Below are 10,242 nucleotides of genomic sequence, written 5' to 3'. Positions count from 1 at the left end.
CTGGACGATCTACTCCTCTCTATAACTATAAAAAATAGCTATGAAAAAATCTATCGTCATAGATTTCTTCATAGCTAATCTTAGTATGTTTATATTATCCATTTTGTAGTAAATACATATTATGGTAAATGCCTTTTTGTTCAATTAATTGATTATGTGTACCGCGTTCAACTATTTCTCCTTTATTGAGTACTATAATTTGATCAGCATCTTGAATGGTAGAAAGTCGATGTGCAATAGCAATCGTCGTACGTCCTTGTCTCATTTCGTTTAATGATGTCTGAATTTGCGCTTCCGTTTCCGAATCAATATTAGCCGTAGCTTCATCAAGTATCAATATTTTGGGATCTGTAGCAATTGTTCTTGCAAAAGCAAGTAATTGACGTTCTCCACTTGAAAATGCACTACCTTTTTCAATCACTTTATATTCATATTGGTTAGGCAATTTTTCAATAAAATGATTCGCATGTACAAAGGTTGCTGCTGCTTGCACCTGTTCAAATGTCATCGTTGGATGATACAGTTTGATATTTGAAGTAATCGTTCCATAGAAGATAAAAGCGTCTTGTAAGACCAAGCCTATCTTAGACTTCAACTCTGTTTTTGGTATCGACTTTATAGAATGATGGTCGATTTTAATATCGCCCCGTGTAAATTCATAGAAGCGCATGAATAAATTTATAATTGAACTTTTCCCAGATCCTGTATGACCTACAAGTGCTACCATTTCTCCAGGATTTACGGTAAAGCTAATATCCTTTAATACGTCCGTCTGTCCATCATAACTAAAACTGACATGTTCGAATTCAACTTTACCATCTACAATTTCTAAATGCTGTTGTGCATGTTGTTGTGGTTCATAAGTATCATCATCAATCAGTGCAAACACCCTACTTGCTGAAACAAGTGCTTGTTGTAAAATATTTAAATTTTGACTGACCTGGTTAATCGGTTCAAAAAATCGTTCCATATATTGAACAAATGCAAAGACAATACCTGCCGTTATACCAGTAGTAAAACTAATTATCCCGAAGTATCCTAGTATCATTACAACTGCAAATATTGAAATAGAACTGATGGCTGGACGTAATAACAAGCTATCTAATTTCACTGTCTTCAACATATATTGATAATGTTCATCATTAATGTCATTAAATTCACGCTTCAAACGTCGTTCTTGGTTAAAGGCTTGTATGATTTTCATACCTTCGATTGATTCAGCCAATTTTGAATTTAAATCGGATAGACGTTGCCTAGATTTTGAAAATAAATATGCAGAATGCTTTCGATAAGTTGCAAGTATAAGAAAAATAATTGGTAGAAACACTAAGGCAATCAATGCTAATTTGACATCTAATATAAACATCATGATATAACTGGAAACCATCATAAATAATGCCATAATAAATGTTGCAAAGACACCCACAATCATATCTACAATCGTTTCCGTATCATTCGTTAAGCGTGAAACAATACTACCACCAGGTACTTTATCAAAATATTTCATCCCCAGTTTCCCCAATTTATTAAATGCATCAATACGCAATTGTTGAATTACTTTAAATGCCAAATATTGGAATAAATATTGACTAAAATAAAGTGCGAGTGCCCCAACGATTTGAATAGCTATAAAGATAACCATAAGCCAAATCATAGTATCTCTAGGAAAATGACGTGGCGTTAAGTAATCATCGATGAATATCTTAACCATATATGGCGTCAACATACTAGCTATCGTCGACACTAACAACGTGATAAATGCCAAGCCAATTGTCCATTTAAAGGGTAATGTATATTTAAATAACCTGATTAGCGCACTGCCTTGTTCTTTGGCAGTTAAATTTGCATGCTCAGTCATATTATTCATCCCCTTTCGTCAATTGGTCTAAGTTGCGATTCAGTTGATCTTGTAACACTTGAGATTGATACGTTTCGAAATACCATCCTTGTTCTTGCATCAATGTCTCGTGATTGCCACGTTCAACAATAGTCCCTTCATTCATAACAATAATAAGGTCTGCATGTTTAACGGCACTCATTCTATGCGCTGTAATGATATTCGTTTTCCCCTGTCTCAGTTGTTCAAGATTGGCTAATATTGCCTCTTCTGTTTGTGCATCTACGGCCGACAACGCATCATCTAAAATAAGCACCTCAGGATTAACTAGCAGTGCTCTTGCGATTGACACACGCTGCTTTTGTCCTCCTGATAATGATACACCGCGCTCACCTACAACGGTTTGATACCCTTCTGTAAATGACATAATATCATCATGTATATAGCTCAAACGACTCGCTTCAAAAATCTGTTTATCTTCTACGGATTCCTGGCTAAAGCCAATATTGTCACGCAATGTCGTCGAAAATAAAAAATGTTCTTGTGGTACATATCCAAATTGTGCACGCAATTTTTCAATTTTATAATCACGGATTGGCGCACCACCATACGTAATATCTTCAGCTCGTTGTGTATCAAATTCTCTGAGTAATAATCGGATAAGCGTACTTTTACCAGCACCCGTTCTACCAACAATACCAATCGTTGTTCCTTGCTTAATTGTAAAATAAATATCACGTATATCCTGTGTTTCATTTCCTGGGAAATTAAAGCGTTCAATATTAAAAGTAATATCACCGTGTGGTTGCACATCATATTTATAAGTTGTATCAATATCATTGGGTATTTGACCAATCTCATCAATACGTTCATATGAGGCTTTCGCTCTTTGAATAATGTTAAAAAATAAACCGAGCGCCAGCAATGGCCATACCAGCATACCCAAATATGTAGTAAATGTGATTAACTGTCCCAATGTTATATCCCCATGACTGACCATTTGGGCACCAAAGACAATTGATAAAAAGTAACTAGCACCAATGACTATAGTAATGGTTGGGTCAAAGAGTGCATCTATTTTGGATACTTTCAAATTTTTCGCTACAACATCATCGCTCAATGCTTTGAAATCTGCTTGATCACTCGTTTCATAGCCAAATGTTTTCGTGACCTTTATCCCAGCAACACTTTCCTGCGTTTTATCATTTAATTTACTAAATGCTGCCTGCGCTTTTTTAAACCCCTTACTCAATAATGAGCCATATATACTCGTCAACAACACCATAAATGGTAGTGGAATCATGGCGATCAATGTTAATTTCCAACTTACTGTTGCTGCCATCGTTATAATAACTGTCCCACCGGTAATTAATGAATCAGCAATCATTAAAATACCAGCGCCAGCTGCATTTTGTACTGCCCTAATATCATTCGTAGCATGTGCCATCAAGTCGCCAGTACGTCTGTTTTGAAAAAAAATGGCACTCATTTCAGTATACTTTCGATAGAGATATGTTCTCAAAATTTTCCCCAGCTTCTGACTAGTGCCGAATATGGATAAACGCCATATGTATCTAAGAATATATGTAATGATCGCAACGATTGCTAATAGGATAAGATATATTATTAGTTTTTGTGGTGTTAATTTACTCGTTGTCATTTCATCAATAGTACGTCCTATGATTTGAGGAGGTACAATTTCAATGATCGCAATTAGGAGTAAGGTAATTAAGCCAATGATGTAACTCCCTTTTTGTTGTTTGAAAAACCACCCCAATTTTAAAAATACGTTCATATATCCACCTCCAATTTCTTTATATGTATGTTGATGGTCTTGTTTATTTAAAAAAATTAAAACCATTACATTGTTATGTTCATATTTTACCACAAGTCAACTTCTGTAAATATAAATGGTATTTTACACCAAAAAGAACCCAAGGGCTTTCTCAAAAAAGAAGTGAAACAGAAACCTAATTTTTCTAAAAAGTTTTCCTTGTCCCACTCCGACAAAAAGACTGAGACATCTACTTATGCCCCAGACTCAATATCACTAATTTGAATTTTTACGTTGTTGCTCTTGATACTCATAAAACACCTGGAACAGTAATATCAACATCGCTGGATGATAGGTTTCTGTTTCAATGTCTATATCGTGACGTGATGCTAACTTAAATCGTTCAGACTTTGTTTGCATAAGATTATGATGATCATCAGTCACTTGTACACTTCTTGAGAAAAAACCAGATTGATATTTGAGTACGTCTCCTTTATTTCCTTCAAACAGCATTGTAGGTTTGAGCCCTATTTTAGAGCGGAATTCACCAATACTTTCACCATTTTTCTCGACTTGCCATACCTTTTTAAATGGTGTCTTGATTGCACCACTTATTGTACGTTCTTGTAAGACACGATATGTGTCGTTACCATCTGTAATTTCAAAATTTTGTTTAGTGTTTCCAAGATAGGCCATTGTTTCTTGTGCAGTCGATGTATAAAAAAGTTGTAACGTATAGACCGCTTCATCATTGGCATTGAATACATCAATTGCCGATTTTGACGCATTGAAAAAATTCTCTTTAAAATAATAATGTGCCATATAAACGCTCCTAAGCTTTTATTTTTTCACTTTTGCATAGTTTCATTATACAAAAGAAGTACACAATACACTATTAAGTATCATAATCAAATACTTTATATTGACTTAGTATATTTTTTATACTAATATTCTACTTGTACCTATTATTAATACATGAACCACGGATAAGGAGCAAGCACATGACATTTCATAACCAACAAGCTACACAAGTTACAAATATCACTTTAAATGTTTCAGATTTATCAAATATGATAAATTTCTATACACAAGTTTTAGGATTATCTATTAATAAACAATCAAACACACATGTCGTTTTTCAAATTGGTAAACACGGTCATACATTAACTTTACAACAAATTGAAGATGGACGACGCCCTTCTATGAGAGAAGCAGGTTTATTCCATCTGGCATACTTATTACCCACACGACAAGACTTAGGTAATTTCTTATATCACGCTTCTAACTTAGGCGTTCAAGTAGGCGGTGGTGACCATCTTGTGAGCGAAGCATTATATTTTGCAGATCCTGAAGGAAATGGCATTGAAGTATATTATGATCGCCCTCATACACAGTGGATTTGGGATGAGCAAAAAGTGAAAATGGATACACTTGAAGTCGATGCCAATGATTTAATCGCCCAACGTAGTGAAAGTGGATGGCAAGGTATGCCAGACCACGCTAAAATCGGTCACTTACATTTAAAAACGGCTGACTTAGCAGAGGCACACAATTTCTATATTAATCAACTTGGGTTCACACATATTTCTGATTTCCCACAAGCTCTGTTTATGTCTACACAGCAATATCACCATCACATTGCAGCCAATACATGGCAATCTAATGCACAACGTGAAGATAATAATCATAGTTTAGGTTTAGCACATGTTGACATTTATAAACCGAATGTACAATCAGAAACTTTAATTGGTCCTGAAGGATTCGAAATAGCAATCCACAATAACTCATCCCTTGTCGCTGATAAATGACTTTAATACATCCTTAAAATGCATTTTCAAGTACGAAGTAATATCGCTATAAAATTCATACTTAAACTACCACATACTCAAACACTTTTATAAAGTAATCATTTACGGCGACTTTAGCTAGATTATTTTATAAAAGTGTTCTTTTTGACTTATGACAGAATCCTCATCTATATTTAATATATAATTATTTTTATTAATAAGTTAATAAATAAGGGATGTTATTATCATGAAAATCACGAAAATACTTAACAACAATGTAGTTATTTCCACAATTAATCATGAAGAACGTATTGTAATGGGAAAAGGGATTGCTTTTGGAAAGCAAAATGGTCAAACGCTAGACAAAGATAAAATCGATAAAGTTTTTAGACTTACAAGCGAAGAACAGGAACGCATGCTCACGTTGCTGAATGAAATTGATCAGAATGTGATAATGATGGCACAAGATATTATTGTGCAAGCTAAGCAATTGTATGAAAAACCCATGTCTGAGTCTATTTACGTGTCACTGACAGATCACATTGACTATGCTATAAAGCGCACACGTGAAGGGCATATTATTAAAAACCCCCTGCTTTATGAAATTCATAGACTTTATCCTCAAGAGTATGAACTTTCCTTAAAAGCAATTGCAACCATCAATGAACGTTTTGATATTCATTTACCTAAGGATGAAGCTGGTTTTATTGCCATGCATATTGTGAACGCTAGTATGGATGAAAATATTGCGAACATTTATGAAATTACAAAAATAACTAAAAGTATCTTAGATATAGTACGTTATCATTTTAATTTACACATCGACGAAGAAGGCTTAAGCTATTCTCGATTTATGACACACCTAAAATTTTTTAGTCAGCGATTAATCAATCATGAATCTTTAAATGACGTTACAGATGATTCACTACTACAAATGCTACAGCAAAAACATACTAAATCTGATGAATGTGTAGATAAAATTTCTGATTTTCTTAAAAAACACTATAATCATGTTTTGTCTAATGATGAACGTGTTTATCTTATTTTACACATTGCAAGATTATTGACATAATTGTGAAAGCGTTGACAAATTTTTATGTAAGCGCTACAATATTAGTCAAACTTATATATTGTTACTTTAGACGTTCTATTTAAACGTTTGGGGTTGTAACTTTAAGTAGGCAAAACCCAGAGTAATGCATGACGGTACCCTTAGGCATCGTGTGTATTGTTCTGGGTTTTTTGCGTTTTTATTTAAGTTTATGAAGTTACTTATCATCTCGGGTTTACGTGTCTTTGATTATATTCGTGGCCACAATCAAAAGACTATAATTCCGTATAACGATAAACTGCTCAATTCATAACTTAGATAGTACAAATGAAAATTGAGGTGAATTTACAGTGAAGTATGAACAATTAGCAAAAGATATTATAGATAAAGTTGGCGGTGTGGAGAACATCAACAGTTTAACCCATTGTATTACACGCCTACGCTTTAAATTAAAAGATGAAGACATGGCAGATACAGAATATTTAAAAAATAATAATGACATCGTAACCGTAATGCGCTCTGGCGGTCAATACCAAGTTGTTATTGGTAACCATGTCAGCGAAGTTTATGATGCGATTAACCATGTAGCAAATTTAAACGACCATACAACTGCTGAAGATACCGGACAAGCCAAAAAGAAAGAAAACCTATTAAATCGCTTTATTGATTTGATTTCTGGTATCTTCCAGCCAATCTTAGGTATCTTAGTTTCAGCAGGTATGATCAAAGGCTTTGCCGCCCTATTTTTAGCACTCGGTTGGTTAAGTCAAAGTTCTGGTACGTATCAAATTTTGTTCGGAATTGGCGATGCACTCTTTTACTTCTTCCCAGTATTTCTAGGATTAACTGCAGCTAAAAAATTTGGCTCAAGCCACTTTATAGGCATGGCAATTGGTGCTGCACTTGTGTATCCAGTATTTGTCGATGCAATGGCATTGGGTGCTAAAGGTGCAACGACACTTTTTGCAGGCACGTTATTTGAAGTTCAATCAAACATGACATTCTTAGGTATTCCAGTCATTTCAATGACATATACTTCAAGCGTTATCCCTATTATCATCGCTGTTTATTTTGCGAGTATTTTAGAAAAACGATTAAAGCAAATCATTCCAGATGTCATCAAAACATTCTTGGTTCCTTTCTTTACATTGCTTATTATCGTCCCATTAACATTTTTAATTATTGGACCAATTGCTTCGTGGATTGCAAATTGGATTGGTCTAGCAGCACTCGGTATATATCAACTTAGTCCAATTTTGGCTGGTTTACTACTCGGTGCTTTCTGGCAAGTCTTTGTCATATTCGGACTACATTGGGGTCTAGTTGCGATTATGATAAATAACACTGCAACCACAGGTTATGACATTATCAATCCGTTAATATTTGCCGCTTCATTTGCACAAACAGGTATCGTCTTTGGTATTTTCTTAAAAACTAAAAATACTAAATTAAAATCTTTATCATTACCTGCTGCAATTTCAGGCATTTTCGGTGTAACTGAGCCTGCGATTTACGGTATAACATTACCTCGTAAGAAAATGTTTATTTATAGTTGTATTATTGCTGGTATATTTGGTGCATTCGTAGGCTTTGCTGGCACTAAAATGTATTTCATGGGGGGATTAGGTATCTTTGGATATACAACTTTCATCGGTGAAGCTGGATTAGACTCAACTGTTTGGCTAATAGTAATCGCATCCATACTAGCGTTAATTGTGAGCGTTGTCGTTGGTTATCTTGTGCATTCAGACAAAAAGGAGCAACTGGTACAAGCCACTGCACCTGCATCTGAAATGAATGTTGATTCAGTAGACGAACAAACAAATACAAGCAATACATCAATAAATCCTATCGAAACTGATACTACTAACCTATCTGAAGATGACTTCTTGTCTTCACCGTTGACTGGCACGTTAATTCCTTTAGAACAAGTGTCAGATCCAGTATTCTCTTCACTTGCGATGGGCAATGGCATTGCAATCAAGCCGGATTCCGATGTAGTTGTTGCTCCTTTCGACGCCACTGTAGAAAGTTTATTCCCTACAGGTCATGCTGTAGGTCTAAAATCAGCTAATGGTACAGAAGTACTCATTCATATTGGTATTGATACAGTCAAACTTAACGGTAATGGATTCGATGCATGTGTTAGTCAAGGTGACACTGTTTCAGTTGGGCAACCTTTAGTCAAATTCAATTCTTCTATCATAAAAGAACAAGGCTTTGATGACACAGTAATGGTTGTAATTACGAATACAAATAACACAAAAGATATAGTAATTGAGCCGAAAGCACAAGTAAGTCAAAACGATGCACTGATTTCAGTCATTTATTAATTTAAGGAGGCGCAACGATGACAATTTTAAATAAAGATTTTTTATGGGGTGGCGCAATCGCTGCCAATCAAGTAGAAGGCGCGTATAATAAAGATGGAAAAGGATTAAGCTTAGTCGATTTGTTGCCAGCTGGTGAAGCACGTAAAGAACCACTCTTTAATCCAGTTAAAGGTCTTAAACAAGACTTTGATTTCTATCCTAGTCACGAGTCGATTGATTTTTATCATCAGTATGAATCAGATATTAAGCTATTTGCTGAGATGGGCTTTAAAGCGTTACGTTTTTCTATTTCATGGCCAAGAATTTTCCCTAATGGCGATGAATCATTGCCGAATGAAGCTGGTCTTGCATTTTACGATAAAGTATTTGATACGTTAGAACACTATGGTATAGAACCTATTATAACGATTAATCACTTTGATACACCTTATTATCTTGCTGAACATTATGGCGGTTGGTACAACAGAAAAACAGTGGACTATTTCCTCAATTATGCAACTGTGTTATTCAAACGTTACAGCCATCGTGTTAAGTATTGGATTACACATAATGAAATTAATATGATTTTACACATACCATATATTGGTGGCGGATTGATGATTAAAGATACCGATAATAAAAATCAAATCATGTATCAAGCTGCCCATCATCAATTGATTGCATCAAGTTTAGCAACAAAAATTGCAAAAGATATTGATCCAACGAATCAAATTGGCTGTATGTTAGCTGCCGGCGAAGTCTATCCGAACTCAAATCATCCAGATGACGTAATGGCTGCCCTTTCTAAAAATAGAGAGCAGTATATTTTTATAGATGTTCAGGCACGTGGTGAATACCCTGCTTACAGCGACCGCATGTTTAATGATTTAGGCGTAACACTTCAAAAAGAAATTGGCGATGATGAAATTCTAAAACAGTATCCAGTTGACTATATTTCATTTTCATACTATTCAAGCAGATTGGAAAGTGGCGATCCAGAAATCAATAAAAACAAAGCAGCTGGCAATGCTTTTGCATCTTTAAAAAATCCACACCTAGAGGCTTCTAATTGGGGCTGGCAAATTGATCCAGTTGGCTTACGCGTTACTATGAATCAAATCTATGATAGATACCAAAAACCATTATTCATCGTAGAAAATGGTTTAGGTGAGATCGATGAAGTTGAAACAGATGGAACGATTCACGATACTTATCGTATTAAATATTTAAGTGAACATCTTGCTCAAATGATTGAAGCTGTTAAAGATGGCGTCCCATTGATTGGTTATACATCTTGGGGATGTATTGATATCGTATCTGCAGGTAGCGGTGAAATGAAAAAACGTTATGGCTTTATCTATGTTGATCGAGATAATCATGGTCAAGGTACATTAAAACGTAGTCGCAAAGACTCGTTCTATTGGTACCAAAAAGTAATACAAAGTAACGGTGAAAATTTAACATACTAATTTATTGAAGGA

The 10,242-nt window shown here is 34.9% G+C and carries 7 protein-coding genes; 4 read left to right on the top strand and 3 right to left on the bottom strand.

The window, feature by feature from the left end; translation table 11 throughout:
* Nucleotides 1-94 precede the first annotated feature (94 nt).
* The 3 genes from ACSULM_RS08635 to ACSULM_RS08625 form a co-directional block, all read right to left on the bottom strand.
* Nucleotides 95-1,858: an ABC transporter ATP-binding protein gene (locus ACSULM_RS08635; RefSeq protein WP_436862135.1), complete on the bottom strand. Its 1,764-nt coding sequence runs from the start codon at nt 1,856-1,858 to the stop codon at nt 95-97.
* A 1-nt stretch (nt 1,859) separates the two neighbouring features.
* Entirely contained in the window at nt 1,860-3,632 is a 1,773-nt protein-coding gene (locus tag ACSULM_RS08630; protein WP_436862133.1) for an ABC transporter ATP-binding protein, read from the bottom strand.
* Between the two features lie 255 nt (nt 3,633-3,887).
* Nucleotides 3,888-4,433, bottom strand: a complete 546-nt coding sequence (locus ACSULM_RS08625; RefSeq protein ID WP_436862131.1) for a tubby C-terminal domain-like protein — start codon at nt 4,431-4,433, stop codon at nt 3,888-3,890.
* Between the two features lie 179 nt (nt 4,434-4,612).
* On the opposite strand from ACSULM_RS08625, the gene ACSULM_RS08620 reads away from it, so the two are divergent.
* The 4 genes from ACSULM_RS08620 (at nt 4,613) to ACSULM_RS08605 (ending at nt 10,230) form a co-directional block, all read left to right on the top strand.
* Entirely contained in the window at nt 4,613-5,419 is an 807-nt protein-coding gene (locus ACSULM_RS08620) for a VOC family protein (RefSeq protein WP_436862130.1), read from the top strand.
* Nucleotides 5,420-5,645: 226 nt separating this feature from the next.
* Nucleotides 5,646-6,470 (top strand): BglG family transcription antiterminator LicT, encoded by an 825-nt coding sequence (licT, locus tag ACSULM_RS08615; protein ID WP_436862128.1) that lies wholly within the window; start codon nt 5,646-5,648, stop codon nt 6,468-6,470.
* A gap of 329 nt (nt 6,471-6,799) precedes the next feature.
* The gene (locus tag ACSULM_RS08610; protein ID WP_436862127.1) at nt 6,800-8,782 is read left to right on the top strand and encodes a beta-glucoside-specific PTS transporter subunit IIABC; all 1,983 of its coding nucleotides are present in this window, start codon (nt 6,800-6,802) and stop codon (nt 8,780-8,782) included.
* 17 nt (nt 8,783-8,799) lie between these two features.
* Nucleotides 8,800-10,230: a 6-phospho-beta-glucosidase gene (locus tag ACSULM_RS08605; RefSeq protein WP_436862125.1), complete on the top strand. Its 1,431-nt coding sequence runs from the start codon at nt 8,800-8,802 to the stop codon at nt 10,228-10,230.
* The last annotated feature ends 12 nt before the right edge of the window (nt 10,231-10,242 follow it).

This window comes from Staphylococcus caeli (assembly GCF_051413795.1).
GTDB lineage: Bacteria > Bacillota > Bacilli > Staphylococcales > Staphylococcaceae > Staphylococcus > Staphylococcus caeli_A.
Note: the sequence above shows the minus strand (reverse complement) of the source record. Positions and strands in the feature narration are given on the sequence as shown.